The organism is Flavobacterium sp. UBA2787, from assembly GCA_002352205.1.
Taxonomy (GTDB): domain Bacteria; phylum Bacteroidota; class Bacteroidia; order Flavobacteriales; family Flavobacteriaceae; genus Flavobacterium.
In genome coordinates this window covers 220,188-240,590 of the sequence record DEHZ01000005.1, presented here as the reverse complement: position 1 = coordinate 240,590, position 20,403 = coordinate 220,188, and the positions used below count along the sequence as shown (strand labels likewise).

25 protein-coding genes are annotated in these 20,403 nt (G+C 33.0%); 5 read left to right on the top strand and 20 right to left on the bottom strand.

The features are described from left to right. Positions 1–14 precede the first annotated feature (14 nt). The 4 genes from B4N66_RS05120 to B4N66_RS05105 form a co-directional block, all read right to left on the bottom strand. Positions 15–728 (bottom strand): 3'-5' exonuclease, encoded by a 714-nt coding sequence (locus tag B4N66_RS05120; protein WP_291092841.1) that lies wholly within the window; start codon positions 726–728, stop codon positions 15–17. 53 nt (positions 729–781) lie between these two features. Then, on the bottom strand, positions 782–982 hold the full coding sequence (locus B4N66_RS05115) for a helix-turn-helix transcriptional regulator (protein WP_291092839.1): 201 nt from the start codon (positions 980–982) through the stop codon (positions 782–784). Continuing rightward, positions 972–1,448: a hypothetical protein gene (locus B4N66_RS05110; protein WP_291092838.1), complete on the bottom strand. Its 477-nt coding sequence runs from the start codon at positions 1,446–1,448 to the stop codon at positions 972–974. Before B4N66_RS05110 ends, B4N66_RS05115 begins: the two co-directional genes overlap by 11 nt. A 137-nt stretch (positions 1,449–1,585) precedes the next feature. Further along, complete coding sequence (locus tag B4N66_RS05105) at positions 1,586–2,041, bottom strand: DUF1573 domain-containing protein (RefSeq protein WP_291092836.1); 456 nt, start codon at positions 2,039–2,041, stop codon at positions 1,586–1,588. A gap of 178 nt (positions 2,042–2,219) precedes the next feature. On the opposite strand from B4N66_RS05105, the gene B4N66_RS05100 reads away from it, so the two are divergent. Both B4N66_RS05100 and B4N66_RS05095 read left to right on the top strand, forming a co-directional pair. Next, positions 2,220–3,488: a sensor histidine kinase gene (locus B4N66_RS05100; protein WP_291092834.1), complete on the top strand. Its 1,269-nt coding sequence runs from the start codon at positions 2,220–2,222 to the stop codon at positions 3,486–3,488. Further along, positions 3,485–4,168 carry a response regulator transcription factor gene (locus tag B4N66_RS05095; protein ID WP_291092833.1) on the top strand — a complete coding sequence of 228 codons (684 nt, stop codon included), beginning with the start codon at positions 3,485–3,487 and terminating at the stop codon, positions 4,166–4,168. Before B4N66_RS05100 ends, B4N66_RS05095 begins: the two co-directional genes overlap by 4 nt. Positions 4,169–4,175: 7 nt before the next feature. On the opposite strand, the gene B4N66_RS05090 is transcribed toward B4N66_RS05095, so the two are convergent. The 8 genes from B4N66_RS05090 to B4N66_RS05055 all read right to left on the bottom strand — a co-directional run bounded on the left by B4N66_RS05090 (position 4,176) and on the right by B4N66_RS05055 (position 11,805). Then, on the bottom strand, positions 4,176–4,574 hold the full coding sequence (locus B4N66_RS05090) for a c-type cytochrome (protein WP_291092831.1): 399 nt from the start codon (positions 4,572–4,574) through the stop codon (positions 4,176–4,178). A gap of 65 nt (positions 4,575–4,639) precedes the next feature. Continuing rightward, positions 4,640–5,629 (bottom strand): porphobilinogen synthase, encoded by a 990-nt coding sequence (gene hemB, locus B4N66_RS05085; RefSeq protein WP_291092830.1) that lies wholly within the window; start codon positions 5,627–5,629, stop codon positions 4,640–4,642. A 23-nt stretch (positions 5,630–5,652) separates the two neighbouring features. Then, positions 5,653–6,594 (bottom strand): DUF4421 family protein, encoded by a 942-nt coding sequence (locus B4N66_RS05080; RefSeq protein ID WP_291092829.1) that lies wholly within the window; start codon positions 6,592–6,594, stop codon positions 5,653–5,655. Continuing rightward, positions 6,585–7,487, bottom strand: a complete 903-nt coding sequence (hemF, locus tag B4N66_RS05075) for an oxygen-dependent coproporphyrinogen oxidase (protein WP_291092827.1) — start codon at positions 7,485–7,487, stop codon at positions 6,585–6,587. Before hemF ends, B4N66_RS05080 begins: the two co-directional genes overlap by 10 nt. 101 nt (positions 7,488–7,588) lie before the next feature. Further along, positions 7,589–8,026: a hypothetical protein gene (locus tag B4N66_RS05070; RefSeq protein ID WP_291092825.1), complete on the bottom strand. Its 438-nt coding sequence runs from the start codon at positions 8,024–8,026 to the stop codon at positions 7,589–7,591. A gap of 4 nt (positions 8,027–8,030) precedes the next feature. After that, positions 8,031–8,591, bottom strand: coding sequence for a hypothetical protein (locus tag B4N66_RS05065; RefSeq protein WP_291092824.1), 561 nt, complete (start codon positions 8,589–8,591; stop codon positions 8,031–8,033). A gap of 90 nt (positions 8,592–8,681) precedes the next feature. After that, the gene (gene dinB / locus B4N66_RS05060) at positions 8,682–9,764 is read right to left on the bottom strand and encodes a DNA polymerase IV (protein ID WP_291092822.1); all 1,083 of its coding nucleotides are present in this window, start codon (positions 9,762–9,764) and stop codon (positions 8,682–8,684) included. After that, a complete protein-coding gene (locus B4N66_RS05055; protein ID WP_291092821.1) occupies positions 9,724–11,805 on the bottom strand; it encodes a recombinase in 2,082 nt (693 codons plus the stop codon). Before B4N66_RS05055 ends, dinB begins: the two co-directional genes overlap by 41 nt. A 69-nt stretch (positions 11,806–11,874) precedes the next feature. Here B4N66_RS05055 and B4N66_RS05050 point away from each other — a divergent pair, with 69 nt between their 5' ends. Genes B4N66_RS05050 through B4N66_RS05040 form a run of 3 tightly spaced genes read left to right on the top strand, consistent with a single transcriptional unit; the run spans position 11,875 to position 13,266 of the window. Further along, positions 11,875–12,348: a CYTH domain-containing protein gene (locus B4N66_RS05050; RefSeq protein ID WP_291092819.1), complete on the top strand. Its 474-nt coding sequence runs from the start codon at positions 11,875–11,877 to the stop codon at positions 12,346–12,348. Further along, a complete protein-coding gene (locus B4N66_RS05045) occupies positions 12,345–12,812 on the top strand; it encodes a hypothetical protein (RefSeq protein WP_291092818.1) in 468 nt (155 codons plus the stop codon). Before B4N66_RS05050 ends, B4N66_RS05045 begins: the two co-directional genes overlap by 4 nt. A gap of 1 nt (position 12,813) precedes the next feature. Next, a complete protein-coding gene (locus tag B4N66_RS05040; protein WP_291092817.1) occupies positions 12,814–13,266 on the top strand; it encodes a YciI family protein in 453 nt (150 codons plus the stop codon). A gap of 2 nt (positions 13,267–13,268) precedes the next feature. Here B4N66_RS05040 and B4N66_RS05035 read toward each other — a convergent pair whose 3' ends face one another. The 8 genes from B4N66_RS05035 to B4N66_RS05000 all read right to left on the bottom strand — a co-directional run bounded on the left by B4N66_RS05035 (position 13,269) and on the right by B4N66_RS05000 (position 20,375). Then, a complete protein-coding gene (locus B4N66_RS05035; protein WP_291092816.1) occupies positions 13,269–13,775 on the bottom strand; it encodes a septal ring lytic transglycosylase RlpA family protein in 507 nt (168 codons plus the stop codon). 83 nt (positions 13,776–13,858) lie between these two features. Beyond that, positions 13,859–14,290: a hypothetical protein gene (locus B4N66_RS05030; RefSeq protein WP_291092815.1), complete on the bottom strand. Its 432-nt coding sequence runs from the start codon at positions 14,288–14,290 to the stop codon at positions 13,859–13,861. A 100-nt stretch (positions 14,291–14,390) separates the two neighbouring features. Then, a complete protein-coding gene (pgi, locus tag B4N66_RS05025) occupies positions 14,391–16,034 on the bottom strand; it encodes a glucose-6-phosphate isomerase (protein WP_291092813.1) in 1,644 nt (547 codons plus the stop codon). A gap of 2 nt (positions 16,035–16,036) precedes the next feature. Next, on the bottom strand, positions 16,037–17,275 hold the full coding sequence (locus B4N66_RS05020; protein ID WP_291092811.1) for a M23 family metallopeptidase: 1,239 nt from the start codon (positions 17,273–17,275) through the stop codon (positions 16,037–16,039). A 19-nt stretch (positions 17,276–17,294) separates the two neighbouring features. After that, positions 17,295–18,230: a tryptophan 2,3-dioxygenase family protein gene (locus tag B4N66_RS05015; protein WP_291092810.1), complete on the bottom strand. Its 936-nt coding sequence runs from the start codon at positions 18,228–18,230 to the stop codon at positions 17,295–17,297. After that, positions 18,230–19,021, bottom strand: coding sequence for a DUF3108 domain-containing protein (locus tag B4N66_RS05010; RefSeq protein WP_291092809.1), 792 nt, complete (start codon positions 19,019–19,021; stop codon positions 18,230–18,232). Before B4N66_RS05010 ends, B4N66_RS05015 begins: the two co-directional genes overlap by 1 nt. A gap of 141 nt (positions 19,022–19,162) precedes the next feature. Next, positions 19,163–19,861, bottom strand: a complete 699-nt coding sequence (locus tag B4N66_RS05005; RefSeq protein ID WP_291092808.1) for an IS1 family transposase — start codon at positions 19,859–19,861, stop codon at positions 19,163–19,165. Between the two features lie 121 nt (positions 19,862–19,982). Continuing rightward, a complete protein-coding gene (locus tag B4N66_RS05000) occupies positions 19,983–20,375 on the bottom strand; it encodes an RHS repeat-associated core domain-containing protein (protein ID WP_291092807.1) in 393 nt (130 codons plus the stop codon). Positions 20,376–20,403: the final 28 nt, after the last annotated feature.

Below are 20,403 nucleotides of genomic sequence, written 5' to 3'. Positions count from 1 at the left end.
CAGGAGTCTTTTTTTTATACGTGAATAATTTCGTCTTCAATTAATAAATCTTCTCTTCTGAATCGCAAAAATATTTGAGCAACGGCAATCACATCTTTTTCACAATAGGTGATGATGCGGTCGATATCTTTTTCAACGTAATATACATACGCCACTTCGCTACCATCAATATCGTCTTTTGGAGAAGGAATCTGGAGCACTTTTGTTAGCAATCGCATTGAAGAAAAATGTTTATAATCGCCAAATTTCCATAATTCCATTGTGTCAATATGCGGAACTTCCCATGGTTTTTTTCCAAATAAATTTAGTTTAGACGGAATTTCAATTTGATTGATAATCATTCGTCTCGCAATAAACGGAAAGTCAAATTCCTTAGCATTATGACCACATAAAATATGTTGAGGTTGGTTAAAATGATTGTTTAACAAATTACTAAAGTCTTTTAGAATCGTTTTTTCTTCACCAAAAAAAGTCGTTACCCTAAAGTTTCGAATGTCGCCTTTGGTTGTAAAATAACCTACAGAAATACAAATGATTTTTCCAAACTCTGCCCAAATTCCGGCACGATCATAAAATTCTTCGGGAGTAAATTCGTCTTTGCGTTGGTATTGTGTTTTAGATTCAAAAAGATATTGCTTTTCTTCATCCAAAAGTTTGAAGTTTTCTTCTTCCGGAACAGTTTCAATATCTAAAAATAAAATGTTGTCGAGTTTAATTTTATCTATCATGGCTTTATAATTTAGTAATATAAAGATATAAAAACTTTCTAATTATTTTTATTTTAATCAGAATCTTCCAGCAGAAAAATTTCGTTTACAGATTTGTTAAAAAGTTTAGCAATTTTTAAAGCCAAAATGGTAGATGGAACAAATCTGTTTGCTTCAATGGCATTTATTGTTTGACGACTTACGCCAATTTTTTCGGCTAAATCTGCTTGGGTTAAATTGGCTATTGCTCGTTCTACTTTGATGTTATTTTTCATCTTCACTAATTTTTGAGGTCTTATAAATCATCCAATTGAAACGAATGACAAAAAACAATAATAAAGTAAACATATTATAAATCATAACCGTAAAAAAAGGAGAGCCATAAATAAAAAGAATACAACACAACAAAACGATATAATTTGCATACGTTGCCCAAACTAAACTTTCCAAACGAATTTTTTGAACCATTTCATCTTCAATTTTTTCCTTTGAAAAAGCCAACAACAATCCGCTAGTTATTAAAAGAAAAGATAAAATTTCATCAAAAACATTATTTTTCACCATAGAAAACAAATCGCTTTTACCAAACAATTGATCTGAAAATAAAGCTGGGACCACTAAATCAAACATTTCATATTCCTTTTCATAAATTACAAAAAAAATAGAAATAAATAATGTTGGAATAAACACAAACCACCCTAACTTTTTAAAACGATGCGGAAATAAATAATTCATCTTCATACTATTGATTATTTAAATTAATGCTCAAATGTAAAATATTTTTTCCAATATGTAAAATATACTTTACATAATTTTAATTAAAAAAACCATCTTGATTTCTCAAAATGGTTCAATTGAATTATAATTTAGAATGTAGATTATTGACTAACCGGAGCTGTATCAATTACTTTTCCTTTGATAGTAAGTACTTTTGGCACTTCATTTTCGTTTAAAGAAACTGTAACTGTTTTAGAAAAATTTCCAGCAGTTGCAGCATTATAAGTAGCGGTTACTGTGGCTGTAGCTCCTGGTTTAACAGGTGTTTTAGTATAGTTTGTTGCAGTACATCCACAAGAAGCCTTTACGTTAGTAATGATAACTGTTTGCTTAGTTGTATTGGTAAAAGAGAAATCGTGAGAAACCGGAGTTCCTTTTTTAATTTCACCAAAATCATACGATACTTCTTTCCAGGTAACAGGAGAAGTTGGTTTTTGAGCAGCTGGAGTTGTAGTAATAGTAGGCTTAACTTCTGCTTTCTTTTCTTGAGCAGTTGCACCAACCGAAAATAATACTGTGGCTGCAATTGCGAATAAAGATACTTTTAATGATTTCATACGTTATTATTTTAATATTAGTTAAATTATTCATTTTGATATAGCAAATATATAGACTAGAAAACAGATATTTGTTAAGCACAATATAAGTTTTGTTAATGAGATGTTAATCGGCAAAAATTAACTTCAATTTACACAATTCTGTGTGTAGTTTTGTCAATATAAAACAAGTAAACCTTTGAAATTTACACGATTAAATAGCATCATCTTAGCTGGATTTCTCTGCATTGCAGGCGTTTTGGTCATGCAATTACTTATGCTAAACCAGGCGTATAGGTTTGAGAAAAAAGACTATGAAGAAAAAATTCATTTTGCTCTTCAAGATGTGGTAAAACGAATTTATCGTGATAATAAAACACAATTAACCATTACTAATCAAGTAAAAAAAATTACCGACGATTATTATATTGTGAATCTTGATGATGTTTTTGAGCACGAAGTATTAGAATATTATCTCAAAACAGAATTTGAAAAAGTGAAACTTGAATTGGATTATGAATATGCCATTTATGATTGTGCGACAGATGAAATGATTTATGGCAGCTACATTTCAAGCTATACCGGAAAACCGGAAAAATGCGAAAATTGTTTCAAAAAGAATGAAGGTTTGATTTACTATTTCGGAATTCGATTTCCGGATTTACAGCATAAATTCATCACTTCGTTGGGACAATATTGGATATATACCGGAATTTTATTTTTAGTTTTGATAATTTATGTTTATTCGGTTATTCTTTTGTTGAAACAAAAAAAATACACCGAATTGCAAACGGATTTTATCAACAATATGACACACGAATTCAAGACACCACTTTCTTCAATTTTGATTGCTTCGCAGTATGCTACTTCGCAGGAGGAAATTAAAAACAATCCGAAATTGGCAAAATACATGCAAATTATCACGAATCAAAGTCATAAATTAAATCATCATATAGAACGGATTCTAAATGTTGCAAAAGGCGATGCTAAATGGATTGAATTAGAAAAAAGCACCATCAATCTAAAAGAAATTCTTGAATTGGTTAAAGAAAATACGTTGCTAAAATCAAACAAAAAAACAATTATTAATATTGATGTTTCGGATAAAGTAAACATTTTGGCAGACGAATTTCATTTTAATAACATTCTATTTAATTTAGTGGATAATGCAGTAAAATATTGCACGGAAAACCCCGAAATAACAATAAAATCGTTAGAAACAGAAAAAGGAATAACACTTAATTTTTCAGACAACGGAAGCGGAATTTCACCTCAACATATTGATTATGTTTTTGATAAATTTTACCGCGTTCCCAGAGAAAATAAAAAAGACATTGAGGGGTTTGGAATTGGTTTATTTTATGTGAAAAAAATTATCGATTTGCATCAATGGAAAATTTCAATTAAAAATAATTCAAACAAAGGAATTACGGTTTCTATCTTTATTCCAAAAAAAGACATTGTATGAGTAAAAAGAAAATTCTATATGTAGAAGACGATGAAACATTAGGTTTTTTAACCGCCGACAGTTTGGAGAGCCAATACGATGTGGCTCATTTCGTAAACGGTCAAGCGGGTTTTGATGCCTTTTGTAATGATGAATTTGATTTATGTGTGTTGGATGTGATGCTTCCTGATATGGATGGGTTTGAAATTGCCACACAAATCAGAAAACGAAATCAAGAAATTCCCATCATTTTTCTTTCTGCAAAAACGATGAAAGAAGACCGAATTAAAGGGTTGAAATTGGGTGCCGATGATTATTTGGTGAAACCCTACAGCATGGAAGAATTGACGCTGAAAATTGAAGTTTTCTTAAATCGAAGTCAAAAAACATCTTCTAAAAATAATTCCACTTATTTAATTGGTTCATTTGAATTTGACCCAACCAATTATTGTGTTACCAAAGGAAAAGAAATTACCAATTTAACTGAAAGAGAAGCAGCTTTATTGAAATTATTTTTAGATAATAAAAACACCGTTTTGAAACGCGAAAAAATCCTAATGGAACTTTGGGGAACCGATGATTATTTTGTCGGAAGAAGTTTGGATGTTTTTATTTCCCGTTTGCGAAAAATCTTTAAAGAAGAACCCAACATTCGGATTGAAAATATTCCAAGAGTTGGGTTCAAATTACTTATTGATTAGGTTTCGTTTATTTAATTAAACTATGCATATAAAGTTCAATTGCTTGTAATTCTTCATCAGACATGCTTTTGGTAACCGCAAAATTGGTTTTCATCACTTCATATTGAGTTGGATCTACAATTGGTTTTGCATTTTCACGAAGAAAATCGACCATATCAGCATTTTGTTCTTTATAAATAGTAGCAATTTCTTTAATGCTTGGTCCAATTACTTTTTGATCCGGCTTGTGACATGTGTGGCATAAACCAACACCATTAAAAAGTTCTTCTCCTAGCTTAATTTTAGCCTCAACAGAATCATCTGTTACTTCAGAAACCGACTTAGAATCAGTTCCAAAGGATTCTTCTTTCTTATTCTGGCAAGAGAATAACATCACAAAAACAACAAAAACAACTATTTTTTTCATGTGCTAGGAATTTGATTTACACAAATTTACATCGTTAATCTGTGTATAAATCTGATATTTATCAGTTATGAAATAATTTTTACCACATCTTTCGCAAAATAACTTGCAATCATATCTGCACCGGCTCTTTTGATAGCAGTAACTTGTTCCATCATCACAGCATCGTGGTCTAACCAACCTTTTTCTGCAGCCGCTTTGATCATCGCATATTCACCTGAAACTTGATAAACCGCCACCGGAACATCAAACGCATTTTTAATTTCGCGAACAATATCCAAATAAGCGATTCCCGGTTTTACCATGACAATATCTGCTCCTTCATCAATATCCATTCTCGTTTCACGAATGGCTTCAATGCGATTATGGTAATCCATTTGATAGGTTTTTTTGTCTTTCGGAATGTCTTGAGCATCTACAGGAGCACTGTCTAATGCATCACGAAATGGTCCATAATGAGCCGATGCATATTTTGCACTGTATGCCATAATTCCGATGTTAACGTATCCTTCGTCTTCCAGTGCTTCACGAATTTCAAGAATTCTGCCATCCATCATGTCACTTGGGGCTACAAAATCGGCACCGGCTTCGGCATGCGAACAACTCATCTCGGCTAATATTGCTGATGTTAAATCGTTGACAATTATTCCGTTTTCAATTACACCATCGTGGCCAAAAGAAGAATAGGGATCTAACGCTACATCAGTCATCACAATCATATCCGGAACGGCGTTTTTGATTACTTTCACGGCTCGTTGCATCAAACCATTTGGGTTTAACGCTTCGGTTCCTTTGTTATCTTTTAAATTGTCGGGAACTTTTACAAAAACTAAAACCGTTTTCAAGTTCAATTTGGCTAATTCTTTTACTTCCTTTTCCAATAAATCGAGACTCAAACGGAAATAATTTGGCATGGAAGGAATTTCTTCTTTCACGTTTTTACCTTCCACAACAAAAAGCGGAACAATAAAATCGCTGGGAGAAAGTATTGTTTCACGTACTAGTGAGCGAATGGTTTCGTTGGTTCTGAGTCGTCTATTTCTTCTGAGTGGAAACATAATGTTGTTCTTTTTTGATTGATTTACAATCCGATTTTTTCTGTTGTTTTATCGTAAAATTCTTTTGCTTTTTTGGGTGGATCAAAACGATAGCCTGCGGTTATTTTTACCGTTGAAATTTCGTCGTTCAATCGAATTTGAGCGGTTGTGTCCTGAATAAAATCGATATAATTCAGGTTTACAAAGGTAAAAAACGAATCGGAATTATAGCCAATTTTTAAGCTCGCACTCCATTCATAAATTGCCGAAACATCTCCATCCACACTCGTAAGTCCTGCCCCGGTTGACATTCCCCCTGAAAGTAAGAAATGATTATTGATAACAAAGTTATAAAAATAAGATGGAGCCAATGAAGCCAGAAAAATATTGCTCTTGGTGTCTTCGCCGCCATCATTCAAATCGAAATTGGTATAATACATCGAAAGATTTGGAATAAAACTTCCTGCACTTTTTGATTGCCATTCTTTTTGATTGGCAATGGTTTTGAATGAAAATTTATCATTGAAAATATACGATGTTGTTCCGCCAATCTTTGTGGTTCGCATTCGTGGAAAAAGAGCTTGACCTTCATCATTACTCACATAAAACCCTTTTTGATTGATAAAAGTGAGCGACTGCATCCATTTTTTATGATACAACCGTGTGCTTAAAGTGAATAATTTTGAATCACTGTTATCTTTATTCTTCGCAAAAAAAGAAGGAGAAAATCCGTAGGAAACATCGATAAATTTATAACTCAAATTCACTCCGATTTGTTCACGTCGATTGGGCTCAAATTCTAAATAATTGGCTGTGCCGTCTAAATTAAAGTTAAATACAAAACTATTGGAAGTATCAAAATAATATAAACTGGTTATTACTTTTTCGTCATAATTTGTAAAATGACTGCTTAGTTCAGAATCCTGCTGAGCAAACGAGCAGCTAATTCCTCCCAAAAACAGTAGTATTACAATTTTTACGCCCATTCTTTTGGCTTTTGCAGCACCGATATTAATTTTTCTTCTTCGCTTCCTTCTCCCGGATGATGATCATACACCCATTGCACATGCGGAGGCAAACTCATCAAAATGCTTTCGATTCTGCCATTGGTTTTTAGTCCGAAAAGGGTTCCTTTATCATGAACCAAATTAAATTCCACATAGCGACCACGACGAATTTCCTGCCATTTTCGTTGGTTATCAGAGTAAGGTAAATTTACTCTTTTTTCAACAATCGGAACATATGATTCTAAAAAATTATTCCCCACTTCGGCTACAAAATCATACCACTGTTCCATTGAAAATTCAAGTGATTCTCTGCAATAATCAAAGAATAATCCTCCAATTCCTCTGGCTTCGTTCCTGTGAGCATTCCAAAAATAATCATCACATTGTTTTTTATATTTCTTATAAAATTCAGGATTATGCTTGTCGCATGCTGTTTTGCACATTTGATGAAAATGAATTGCATCTTCTTCAAAGAGATAATATGGCGTTAAATCTTGTCCGCCGCCAAACCAACTTTTTATTACAAATCCTTGTTCATCATACATTTCAAAATACCGCCAATTGGCATGAACGGTGGGAACCATCGGGTTTTTGGGATGAATGACCAAACTGAGTCCGCAGGCAAAAAAATCGGCTTCGCCCACGTTGAATAATTTTTGCATAGAATCAGGTAACTTTCCGTGAACAGCTGATATGTTTACGCCACCTTTTTCAAAAACTTTTCCGTTTTCAATTACTCGGGTTCTTCCGCCGCCGCCTTCGGGGCGTTCCCAGATGTCTTCTCTAAATTTGGCTTCTCCATCTACTTCTTCTAATTTGGAAGTAATTTGATTTTGAAGATTTTGAATGTATTGATAAAATTTATCTTTCATTGTAATGGTCTGACTTACTAAAGCAAAATGCCTTTGTGTTGCAAAAATAGGGGAATTTTGGTTTGGATGAGGGTTATTTTTTGAAATTATGGTAATTCTAATTATGGTAAAATGTCTTTTGTGTTTCTAACAACTGCTTTTAACAAATTAGGTGATAAATCTCTTTTTTGTCCAATATAAAACATGTCTTTATTATTTTTTTTTATTGTAGCAATAGTTTTTGTTTTACTATCAACTTCTATAATAAATGGGCTTCGATTTAATTCTCTTGAAAAAACTATATCAATGATTTTTGCTTCCATTTGTTCGTCATTGGACCTATATTTAACTGATAATATTGTCTTTTTTGAAATAATATCTCTTTCTTTTTTATTTTCTAAAAACAAATAAACTTCTTCATTATTGTTAGTGTAAAAAACAAAGTTTTTAGTTGAAAACACTTTATTTTCATTACTTATGAAAATAAACTCATTATTGTTTTTATTACAACCTAACAAGAATAAAAACACAAATACAGTAACAAAATACTTTCTACGCATAATTTTAATTTATGTGTTTTATTGTGTTCATTGTTTTATCAATTCGAAAATAAAACTTATACCCTTCTACAAATTCTTCTCTTATAATATTATAATTTTCATCAAAATAAACATGTGTAATAATACCGTCATTACTTAAATATTCCTTTTTGAATTTTAATAATTTATAGAATTTCTTGTCGTCAATAGCTATATCTTCGTAACCAATAAAACAAGTTTCAATTAGATCATCATCTACAATTAATTGAATGCAGGTATCCTTTTTTATAAAATATAAATGCTCATTATAATCAGAATCAATATGATACAATTTATCATCATCACATCTATAAATTTCTATTCTTTCTAGTTCTGTTGCATTGTTTTTAATTGTAAAAATAGTGTCTATTCTAAGTCCTTTTTCAAAATGAGTTTTTTTATGAAAGTAAAATCTTAACTGACCCTTTTTGTCTAAAAATTTATAATAACTCTCATATTTATTTTTATCCTTTTCAAAATCATTCTTCCTCTCACAACTTTGGAGAATTAAAATAAGAAATAGAATTTTTGAATATTTTTTTATCATTAATAACATATTGAAATTTTACTAATTGATTTTTTTGCTTAGAACGTTTTTCAAATCTTTAATTTCAGAATAACCAAAAATACAAAACATTTAAAACTCAAACCGCAACTGTACCACCACCGTTTTTTTTACTTCCGTGTTTAAATTATTTAAAGAAATTCCCAACAAACGAACAGATTCTTTTAATTTTTCTTGGTACAATAATTCTTTGGCAGTTTCTAATAACAATGCTTTATCCGAAATAAAATAAGGCAATGTTTTGCTTCGGGTTTGTTGTGAAAAATCGGAATATTTTATTTTTAAAGTTATCGTTTTTCCGGCGATTTTGTGCTTTTGTAAGCGTTTTTCGAGTTCTTTGGCGATGCTTTCCAAACGTTCTTCCATAAACACTTCGGAAGACAAATTTTCATTAAATGTTCGTTCGGCTCCCACCGATTTTGAAATGCGATTGGGTTTAACCGGACTGTTGTGAATGCCTCGAACGATGTAATAATAATGCGTTCCGCTTTTGCCAAAATGTTGTTCTAAAAATTCTAAACTCCGATTTTTTAAATCTTTTCCGGTGTAAATGCCAAATTGATACATACGTTCGGCGGTGACTTTTCCAATACCATAAAATTTTCGGATGTCTAATGCTTCCAAAAAAGGTTCAACTTCATCGGGATTAACAGTTTTTTGACCATTTGGTTTATTATAATCTGAAGCCACTTTTGCCACAAATTTATTAATGGAAATTCCTGCCGAAGCCGTCAGACCAGTTTCTTCAAAAATGCGTTTTCTGATTTCTTGTGCGAGTAAGGAAGCACTCGGATTTCCTTTTTTGTTTTGGGTTACATCCAAATAGGCTTCGTCCAACGAAAGCGGTTCGACTAAATCGGTGTATTCATAAAAAATCTTTCGGATTATCTTTGAAATTTCGCTGTAGCGTTCAAAACGAGGTCGAACAAAAACCAAATCCGGACACAATTTTTTGGCTTGCACGCCACTCATCGCACTGCGAACACCAAATTTTCGGGCTTCATAACTCGCAGCAGAAATTACACCTCGAATTTCGCTTCCGCCCACAGCCAAAGGCTTTCCTATTAATTCTGGAAAATCCTTTTGCTCCACAGAAGCATAAAAAGCATCCATGTCAATGTGAATTATTTTGCGGGATTTTATCTCCTCCTTCATTGGGTTTAACATTTGTTCCGGTTGGGAAAAAGAAAGAAAATGGTCTGCGTTTAAAATGTTGCCAGATCGAAACGGTAATGCTCCGTAACTCGGTAAACGGAATATCTCTGGATCGAAAAGCCAATCCCAACGACAAACTAAAACTTACAATAAAGTTAACTAATCCAATGATTCCAACACCAAAAACACCCCAAAAAATCATCCAAGTATCTAAGGTGTAATTGGAACCGTAAAGTCCTAAAGCAAGATTTCCGCTGGCAAAAGTAATATGCCGAATATCTAAGTTTAATCCGAAAAAAACACCTATAGAAGCGGTTGTTCCCATAAAAATACCAAACCAGAAATTAGAAATAATTCCGGCCCATTTCATCTCGTATATTTTCGCAAACTTTTCCGCTTTCATTTTTCCGAAAGTTCGTTTTAAAAATGGATGTTCTTTAATACGTTGGTAAATTTCGTAGTGTTTATCACGGTTTGCCACACTTCCTGAAATAATTCCGGATAAAAACAAAAAACATCCGGCAATAGCAGCGTGAAATATCGCCATAGAATGAATCGGACTCAAATCGGTGACCAATGTTTTCCATTTTGTTTCGGCAATGTTATAATCAAACGCTAAATCGATTAAATAAATTCCGAGCAAAGAAATCGGAAAAGCCATAATCACATTTCCCACAAAAGCGACAAACTGTGATCGAAAAACGCGAGCAAAAAACACGGCAAAAACTTGGTGTTTTTCTTCCGAATCTTCATTTTTCATTCCTTCTTGCAATGCTCTAATCAGAGCGGCGGCAGTCATAGCGGGCTGTTTGGTGGCTAACGTGAATCCTAAAAGATAAATCGCAATAAAACCAATCGAATAATTCATACTATACAAAAAAGCATAGCCAAAATCGCTAGTATCCAGTTTAGAAAGCAACACTTTGATGATACACAAAATCCCAACAATAAATCCTCCACCTAAAGCAGTATTGAACATTTTAAAATATTCAATTTTTGACTGTGTAATGTATTTTTCTCCTGTTTTTGCAGTATGTTGCGTTACTTCGTAAGATATTAATTGCGTACTTTCTTTGATGAATGTGCGTAAATTATTTCGTGTACAATTGTATTTGATAAGTTTGTAGGCAAGTCGAATGCTATTTCTTTTTTTATCAATTTTTTTGTCAACCGCAAGAAGCGGAAGTAGCACTTTTAAGCGATACAATTGTTGACGAATTCGCAGCAAACTCTGGTTTACATGAATGGTAATTCCGTATTTTGATGAATTGGCAAAGGCTTTTTCTACATATTCTTCGCATTGTTTATGTAAAACCAACAATTGTTTATACGATAAACTATCGGAAGTAATGCAATGACTACTTTCTTCCTCGTGCAATCCATCTTTAATAAGATGTAATTCTTTTTCAAAAGCGGCAAACGGACTTTCATAATGAAAATATTCCGGCACCATCTTCAATACATCTGATTCTAACGCACGGCCGCTCATCCGTTGAGAAATTAAGGACATCGCCATCATTATTTCAGAAAGAACAGAATTTTGTTCTATTGTTTCATAAATCGATTTAAATCCTAACAAATCATACAGTTCTTCAATTTGAGCTTGCGGAATTTTGTTAATCCAAATCGGATCAGTATCGCTGTAAAAAACCTGACTTAAAACATATTCTAATGAATCAATTGGATGTTGAAACGGCAAAATTTTGGCAAAAGCTCTTTTTTTAACTTCATGAAAAAAGGCAGCGTCTTGCAAAATGGCTGCATCAGTTAAAATTTTACTGATTTTCTTTTCAAAAAATAATTCGGTTAGATACGTTGAAAGTTCATTTGCAATCGATTTATTTTCAGTTAAAAAAGTTATCAAATCGAACAAATCAACTTCAACAACCGATTTTGGCTTTTTAGGTCGAATGGATGAAACGATTTCAACCAACACATCATAATTATCTTCTGTTTCTTTCCAACGCCTATTTTCATCAAAGTAAAATTTGATGATTTCAAGCAACGGTTTCTTCTTCTTTCTAGCAAACCAAATAGGCATATAGGATTTTTTTTTATTATACGAATGTATTGAATTATCTTTACCTTACAATATAAAAAAAATAATTAAATGATTGAAATCGAGCGAAAATTTTTAGTGATTTCTACTGCTTTTATCGATGAAGCTTTTCGTGAAAACCGGATTGTACAAGGCTATTTAAGTTCAATTCCGGAACGAACGGTTCGTATTCGAATAAAAGGCGAAAAAGGTTTTTTAACCGTTAAAGGAAAAGGAAATGAATGCGGAATGAGTCGTTTGGAATGGGAAATGGAAATTCCGCTCAACGAAGCCGAACTACTTTTGTCAATTTGCGAAAAAGGTGTGATTGATAAAATTCGTTATGAAATAAAAAAAGGGAATCACGTGTTTGAAGTGGATGTTTTTTCGGGTCAAAATGCCGGATTAATTATTGCCGAAATTGAATTAAATTCCGAACAAGAAAGCTTTGAAAAACCCGATTGGTTGGGAGAAGAAGTAACCAACGATGAAAAATATTATAACGCTTATTTGAGTAAAAACCCTTATAAAAACTGGACAAAATGAAATTAGTAAAACCTTTATTTTTTATTGCTTTTTTTCTATTGCTTTCTTGCGATAAATCATCCGTTTATCAAAAAATTGATAACGATTTTAAAGATAATCGTTGGTTTAAAACAACAATAAAAACACATACGATCGACATTCAAAAAGAATCATCTTATACTTTATTTTTTGATTTTAGACATGTGCATGATTTTCAATTTCCTGAAATTCCGATACAATTTAGAATCGAAAATCCGGATGGAACCGTAAGTGTCGAAAAAATTAATTTATCTATAAAAGATGATAATGGCAAAGACAGAGGAGAATGCATGGGGGATGTTTGTGATTTAAGACAAGTTGTTTTTAGTGACAAAACATTAACCAAAGGAAAACACAGCATTAGTATTTCAAATCAATTTGATGGAGAATATCTTCCAAATGTCATTGGAATTGGATTACGCTTGGAGGAAATTGAAAAAAAATAATATGAAAAAAAGTGTTTTACTACTGCTTTTAGGGACGATTATTGGATGCAACAGCACTAAAACTGACACTGCAAAAATGGTTACACCTCACAAAGAAATTACAAAGACAAATCACGAAACGTTTTCGTATAAAGAAGGTGATTCGACCTATGTTATGCAAAAATATTTTTTGGTTTTGTTGAAAAAAGGAAAGAACAGAAACCACTCAAAAGAAGAAGCTACGGAACTTCAAAAACAACACATGGCTCATATTTCTTGGTTGAGCAAAACCGGAAAAATCAGTTTGGCCGGACCATCCGAAAATCACGAAACGGTGGCAGGTTTTTTACTTTTTAATACCGAAACAATCAAAGAAGCCGATAGTCTAGCAAACCTTGATCCGGCAGTAAAAGCGGGTCGTTTAGAAGTTGAAGTTCTACCGTGGTGGGCAGCAAAAGGAAGTAAATTAAAGTAAAACTAATCCAGCTTTAAACTGTCTTTCACTTCTTCTACAATTTCAATTGTTACTTTCATTGAACCGTAACCGTGATGTCTGGCAATATCACGAAAAGCTCTTTTGCTCAAATCGATTTCTCTTCCTTTGGTAAATGGACCTCTGTCATTAATGGTGACCATTGTAGATTCGCCATTTGCTTCATTTGTTACTCGAACTTTTGTTCCAAATGGTAATTTTTTGTGAGCAGCAGTATATTTTTGATTGTCGAAAACTTGACCACTGGCTGTTTTTCTTCCTGTAAATTTATCGTGATAGTAGGAGGCGTGAGCACCTTTTTTATAGAGTTTAAAAATATAATTTTCTTCTACTTTAATACTATCAATTAAGATGCTATCATTCTTTATTGTATCATTAAGAATCAATCGCTGAATGGTTGGTTTTTCAAAACGTTTTGTTTTAAATGAAAAACTACTGAAAAAGAGTAAGGCAAATAAGCCAAACACGATGAGTTCGGTTCTATGTTTCATAATCCAACTTTTAAGTGCTCGATTCATTTAACAAATAATGTTCCAAAAATGAAAAAACCACGATAAACGTGGTTTAAATTAATTTAGGCTAACCATGAACTCCATGGAAGTCGGCTTAAAATAAGCAATAATCCAATTCCGTAGAAGAATAAAATTTTTCTGAATTTTAGTTCCTGAGCCACTTTTTTATGTTTAGACCAACCTATTGTAATTAACACAATCGCAATAATATTAATAAGGGGATGCTCTAACATAGTGAGACGTAATTCCGAATTTTTCATTGCTCCTTCTATGCCAAAAGCTTTAATTCCTTTTTCCGAAACAAAGAAAACGGCTAATCCTAACAACAATTGAACATGCGTAAAAATCAATGCAAAAAGCGAAATTCTTAAATCTTTAGACTCAAATGATTTTTTGGAAGCATAGCCAATTAATGCATTCACTACAGCGATTAAAAGCACAATAAGGGCCAAATAAGCCCACCAAGAATGAAGTTTTTGTAATAATTCGTACATACCGTTGATTTTTTTGAATAACAAATATAATCAAAAAAAGAAAAAGACCTATTCATCTTTTAAATGAATAAGCCTCTTTCTTTTTAAGTTTAGAAAAATACTATTTTCTATCCAAAAAATACTTTAATAAAAAGCTTGTAGAACTATCGTGCTCTTTCATGTTTCCGGAATTAATTTCATCCAAAATAGAGTTAGCCAATTGTTTTCCTAATTCAACTCCCCATTGATCGTAGCTAAAGATATTCCAAATTACACCTTGCACAAAAATTTTGTGTTCGTATAAAGCGATTAATTCTCCCAAACTTTCAGGGGTTAATTGATTGATTAAAATAGTATTGGTTGGACGGTTTCCTGAAAAAACTTTAAAAGGCGATAAGAATGCAGCTCTTTCTCCTTCAATTCCTTGCTTTTGAAATTCTGATTGAACTTGTTCTGCCGATTTTCCGTTTAATAAAGCTTCCGTTTGAGCAAAAAAGTTAGACATTAACTTATCGTGATGATCCTGATTTCCGTGAAGGGGTTTTACATAACCAATAAAATCCGTCGGAATCAATTTTGTTCCTTGATGAATTAATTGGAAAAAGGCGTGTTGCGAATTTGTTCCCGGTTCACCCCAAATAATTGTTCCGGTTTGATAATTCACGGGGTTTCCGTCGCGGTCGATACTTTTCCCATTGCTTTCCATAATTCCTTGTTGTAGGTAGGAAGACAATTTTTGCAAATATTGTGTGTACGGAATCAACGCTTCGCTTTCTGCTCCAAAGAAATTGTTGTACCAAACACTCAACAAAGCCAAAACAACCGGAATATTTTTGTCAAATGGAGTGGTTTTAAAATGCTCATCCATTTGGTTTGCACCTTTTAATAATTTATCAAAATTATCAAAACCAACGGCTAAACTAATAGATAAACCAACAGCACTCCACAATGAAAATCGTCCGCCAACCCAATCCCACATTGGGAAAACATTGTCGGGATGAATTCCGAATTCGGTTACTTTTTGAATATTAGTAGAAACAGCGACAAAGTGCTTAGCTACGTCTTCTTGTTTGGCAGATTTCAAAAACCAATTTCGAATGGTTTCCGAATTTGATAAAGTTTCTTGTGTGGTAAATGTTTTTGAAACGATGACAAATAAAGTAGTTTCCGGATTTAATTTCTTAATCACTTCATTCACGTGATCGCCATCTACGTTGGAAACAAAATGAACGTTCAAATGATTCTTATAAAATTGAAGAGCTTCAACCACCATTACCGGACCTAAATCGGAACCGCCAATGCCAATGTTTACAATATCGGTGAATTGTTTTCCGGTAAATCCTTTTCTATGTCCGTTAACAACTTCATCTGTAAAATTTTTAATTTTATTTTTAACCGAATAAATTTCCGGCATCACATTTTGACCATCAACCAAAATTTTTGAATCAGACGGAGCTCGCAAAGCTGTGTGTAAAACCGCTCTGTTTTCGGTTTGATTGATTACATCTCCGGCAAAATATTTCTTAATAGCATCTTCTAAATTGACTTCTTTAGCCAAATCCAAAAGATAATTCATTGTTTCTTGGGTGATGATATTTTTAGAATAATCTACCAAAAAATCATTCCATTGCAAATGAAAATTGGCTGCCCGTTTTAAATCTTTTTCAAAAAGCTCTTGCATCGAGACATATTGCATGTCTTCAAAATGTTTTCTCAAGCTTTGCCAAGCTGCTGTTCCTGACGGATTTGTATTTTCTAAAGCCATTTTTATTTAAATTTTAGTGTCGCTATACTGTCTAATTCTTTCTTTAAAGGAGCAATATATTCTAAATATTTTGCTTTGTGTTTTGCATTCATTGGTTCGGTGTTCGGTAATTTTTGCGAAAGCGGATCAACCTGAACTCCATTTTTCCAAAAACGATAACACACGTGCGGACCGGTTGCCAAACCTGTGCTTCCTACTTTCCCAATTACTTCGCCCTGTGCTACATGCTGCCCTTGTCTGACCAAAATTTTAGACATGTGGAGGTATTGGGTAGAATACGTTCCGTTGTGCTTTACTTTCACGAAATTCCCGTTTCCGGCGGTGTAACCAGTGCGTTCAACAATACCTGAAGCAGTTGTTTTAATTGGCGTTCCGTGTGGAGCAGCATAATCGGTTCCTTTGTGGGCTTTCCAAGTCATTTGAACGGGATGAAAACGTTTGGGTGAAAATCGGGAAGAGATTCGGAAAAAGTCCAATGGAGCTTTTAAAAACATTGTTTTCAATCCTTTTCCTTCTTCGTCGTAATAATCTACTTTTTTGGAAAGACTGTCTATTTTATATGGAAAGGCATAAATCTTTTTTCCTTTATGTTCAAAAAACGAACTTTCTAATCGATCTACACCGGCATAAATAGTATCGTTGATGTATTTTTCATAAAACGTAACGGCAAATTTATCTTCTTTTTGAATCTTAAAAAAGTCAATAGAATATTCGTAAATCTTAGCCAAATTATTTGCCACACCTGCATCTACCCCATTTTTGTTCAATGTTTCAGACAACGAACCGTGAATAGCGGTTGCAATAGTTCTTCGCTTGATTGTGATTGGCTTTTGTTTGTTATAGGCCTTGACAATGGTATCCCGAAAATCGACTACGCTATAATTTATATTGTCTTTTTGATAGATAAAAACCTGAAGTTGATTGGGCTTTTGCTTTGATTTTAGTAAAGTAATAGGCTTTCCAACACGAATATCTCGCATGTTAAAACTGTCTTTTACTTGCTCAGTTACTTCGTGAACTTTGAAGTTTCCGATGTTGTGATTTTCTAATAATTTTCCGAAGGTATCGCCACTCTTAATCGTATCTTGAACAACCAAATAATCGTTTAAAGTGAATCCGAATTCAACGACAATTGGAATTTTGGGTTTTGTATCTTCTTCTATAATGACTTTATCAACCTTTTTTTCGCACGAAAACAAACTCAATGCGAATAGTATAGGTAGTATTTTGTTGAATTTCAATTTGTTGCTTTTAATCTAATTAAACACTTTCTTTTTCTCCCCAAGTTGCCAATTCTTCTTCAGACCATAATTCAGGGAAAAATATTCTTCTTTGGTATTTGGGAAGCATGTATTTCTTCCAATCGCTTCCGCCGGTTGCTTCGCCACTTCCATGACCACTTTCGATGTATTTTTTTGCGGCATTAAAATGCCCCATCACCCACGTAATGTTAACCGTGTAATCATAATGTCGCATGGCTTTTACAAGAGCTTCATTTTTTTGATCTTCTTCCGGCAATTGCTTGAACTTTTGCCAAAGATTAATTGTGTTGTATTCTTCCATGAAAGACAAAAATTCTTTCTTATATTTTCTTTCGAATTCTAAAATTAAATATGATTTTTCACCCGTTTTATAATCTTTACCTGCTGCTTGCCAATACAGATGTTCAAGAGCGTGTTCGTAAGGTGTCTCGCGATCAATTGAACTTCTAAAACGGTAATCAATTAAATTAATCAAATCAGTTGAAGCAAATTCTATTAAACGATATTGAGCACTTTGAAAACCGCTTGCAGGCGTTAACGTATTTCGGAATTTCATGTATTGTTCTACTTCCATTCCATCTTTCATAATGGTAAAAGATGTGGTAAGCATGTCGAAATAACGACTAATTCGCATTAATTTTTCGGTAAAAAAAGCAGTTTCAGGTTTTTCAGAATGACAAACTTGTTCAATTTCCCAAAGAATCATTTTAAACAATAATTCATTCACTTGATGATACATGACAAAAACCATTTCATCCGGCAAAGTGGTGCGTTGCGTTTGCAGATTGAGTAAAGCGTCTGTTTGAATATAATCCCAGTAAGTAATAGGTTTTGCCCACAGAAGTCCTTCTAAATGAGTTTCAGTTTTTTGGTTAATTGCTTGAAACTTTTCTTCTAATTTTTCAAGAATTTCATCGTGTGCAGTTGTATTCATCACGGTTTTGCTTTAACGGTAAATGTATGTTTTAATCCTTTAAATTTTTCCAAATCGGCTTTAAGCGATCCAACGGCTAATTCGGCTTTAATTCGTATAGGTAATTTATTGTCGTCATCTGAAATCCAAACAGTTAAGCTTTCTTGTTCCTTAAAAACACGTCCGGCTTGCACATAAGGTCTGAAAATCATGGTGGGAACGAGCCCAAATTTAGTTTTTATATCTTGACGACCAATAAATTTTAGTTTAAATTTTGTTATTTCTTCATCAAAAAACATATCAATGTCAATCGACTCTCCAACTTTTAGTTTATCCACATTGGGATGATTTCTCAAATAATAGAACGTAGATAAAATATCCTGTGTTTTATCCGGCACTTGAAATGTTTTTTCAGTCTTTCGTTTGTAATCTTTAACAAAAACTGTGTTGCTAGCGTGATTAAAAAAACCTTCTTGGTCTTTGGTATAACCACCCTCATCTATTTTTCTAATAAATTGATAGGGAACTCCGGTTTGTTTATCAATAAAACTTTGGTAATCGTCTTCTACTTTAAAGAAAAATTTGGTCATTCCGGTGGTGTACCCGCGACCTTTTGCGTGAAATACTTTTTTGTTATTTCGGGTGGCTTCGCTCACGCTCAATTCGGCAAATCCGGCATTAATTAATCCGTACGTAATTTTAAATTGAAACCATTCACCCACATCATACGCGTCTTCTTTTCGGGGAGAATTAGATTGAGAATCGAAACTGGCTGTCGATAAAAACAGGAATATAAGCAGTAATTTTTTCATAAACTTAGTCTTTTTTCAATAGCAGTTGCAATTTCTGTTCCAAATGTACTAAATCTAAAAAAGACCTCAAAAAATGTGAAGCTTTTAATGTTTTTTTATGATTGTTTTGGGAGAGTAAATCTAGTGAAAGATTAATTAACTTTATCCCCAAAAATAAATTTTTAAAACACAAAGCAAAACAGAATAGCTCTTTGAATAACAAATTGTTTTACGGTTTAATCTTTTCAAATTGTTGCGTAGAGTGAGGTTGTTCCGCTCAATTTGATTAGTGCCATATCTTTTGACACAATGAATAGTTTTTTCTGTAAGCGATTTATAATGTCTTAAACCATCGGTGTAAATTCGTTTAGGTTTAGAAAGTTGTAGCGTATTGATTACCGTACCAAGTGTTCGTAATGTTCTTTTGCCAATTGCAAAACTGACTACTTTTTTTGTTTTTCTTTGCAAAGCATATACTATCCAAATTGGTCGAGACTTATTACTAATAAAACTTCGCATTTCATCTACTTCATAAATCTTACCCATTGAAATTGAAGGCGATTTAATAGCTTTTGCAATTAAAATAATTCTTCTTAAAACAGTTGTTGGTGAAATATTCAATATTCTTGCTGTACTCCGTATTCCAACACCTTCTTTTGTTAGTCGTATAATCGAAGAATTTATGTATTTGCAATAAGCATTGTTAGAATAAAAATCAATACTTCTTGTCTTGCAACTTTTGCAATAAAATTGTTGCTTTCTGTTCTTTGTGAAACCGTTTTTTATAATCTGGTTTGATTTGCAATGTGGACAAATTCCAATATCACTAATTTTGAAACACGTGGTGTCACTTTTCTTCATTACATTCGTTTTAAACCATTTTCAAATGTAAAAAAGACGAACAGCATCGTTCGTCTTTTTATTTTAATTTTTATTTAAATATTGATTTACAAATGGTTAAACTGTAAATTTTGGTTCATCACTAACTTTGGAACATTACCGGATTATTGTCAAAAGCACTATGCGGTGAATAATTGTGATGCACCACCGAATCTTGCACAACCCACCTGCCAATAGCCGGATCATACTGCCGCATATCCATGGCATACGTGTTTAAACCGAGCTCATCTTGGTATTCTTTGCCATTTAGTTTATAATCATAAACTGTCTCATTTGTTGGTGTGATTTGAATACCACCATTATCCATCAGTTTAAGATATTGTTTTCTGCCCATATTATAATTTCGGTGCTTTAAACCAAAAGGATAATAATTGTTTTCCTCTAAAATTGTAAGAACGTTGATTGCCGGATCTTTGGTATAACTCAATCGAACATTGCCCAAATGATCGGTGTAATTGTAAATATAATTAAACACGTTGCCATCAGTTACTTTTACATAGCCT